We start from the raw sequence: 1,057 nt of genomic DNA, 5'->3' as shown, positions 1-1,057 counted from the left end.
GGCTTTGTTGAATAAATCAGATTTCGGGTAAGTCTCCCCCGTAGCGGGTTGTGTTTTCAGGCAATACGCACGCTTTCAGGCATACCTGCTTTCGTCATTTTGTTCAGCGCTCGTACCAGGGCCATAGCCTCCGCAACCTGACCATCGTAGTCACGCAGCGTCAGTGAACCCCCGAACAGCTGTTTTACCCGGTACATCGCCGTTTCCGCTATCGAGCGACGGTTGTAATCTGTTGTCCATTTCCACCGCGCATTACTCCCGGTCATTCGCTGATTAGCCACTGCACGGTTACGGTCTGCATATTCACCGGGCCAGTAACCCGCACCTTTTCGGGGAGGGATAAGCGCGCTGATTTTCTTACGCCGCAGTTCATCGTGACAGAGCCGGGTGTCGTAAGCGCCGTCTGCCGATGCTGCCCTGATTTTTCTGTGAGTCTGCCGGATAAGACCCGGGAAGGCTTCTGAGTCCGTCACATTGTTCAGCGACAGGTCAGCGCAGATGATTTCATGTGTTTTACTGTCAACGGCGAGATGCAGCTTACGCCAGATACGGCGGCGTTCCTGGCCATGCTTTTTGACTTTCCACTCGCCTTCACCGAAGACCTTCAGCCCGGTGGAATCAATTACCAGGTGTGCGATTTCACCCCGGGTGGGCGTTTTGAAACTGACATTAACCGACTTTGCCCGCCTGCTGACACAGCTGTAATCCGGGCAGCGTAGCGGAACGTTCATCAGAGAAAAAATGGAATCAATAAAGCCCTGCGCAGCGCGCAGGGTCAGCCTGAATACGCGTTTAATGACCAGCACAGTCGTGATGGCAAGGTCAGAATAGCGCTGAGGTCTGCCTCGTGAAGAAGGTGTTGCTGACTCATACCAGGCCTGAATAGCTTCATCATCCAGCCAGAAAGTTATGGAGCCACGGTTGATGAGGGCTTTATTGTAGGTGGGCCAGTTGGTGATTTTGAACTTTTGCTTTGCCACGGAACGGTCTGCGTTGTCGGGAAGATGCGTGATCTGATCCTTCAACTCAGCAAAAGTTCGATTTATTCAACAAAGCC

The 1,057-nt window shown here is 52.8% G+C and carries 1 protein-coding gene; it reads right to left on the bottom strand.

All coding sequences use genetic code 11. The annotated features are described in order from the left end of the window. Nucleotides 1–56 precede the first annotated feature (56 nt). Nucleotides 57–1,025: an IS5-like element IS903B family transposase gene (locus ACHHZ7_RS25450; RefSeq protein WP_004099053.1), complete on the bottom strand. Its 969-nt coding sequence runs from the start codon at nucleotides 1,023–1,025 to the stop codon at nucleotides 57–59. Between the last annotated feature and the right edge of the window lie 32 nt (nucleotides 1,026–1,057).

Source organism: Citrobacter freundii complex sp. 2024EL-00216 (assembly GCF_043945515.1).
In the GTDB taxonomy this organism is placed as follows: domain Bacteria; phylum Pseudomonadota; class Gammaproteobacteria; order Enterobacterales; family Enterobacteriaceae; genus Citrobacter; species Citrobacter portucalensis.
The sequence above is the reverse complement of the archived record's forward strand: the minus strand, read 5'-3'. Positions and strand labels throughout refer to the sequence as shown.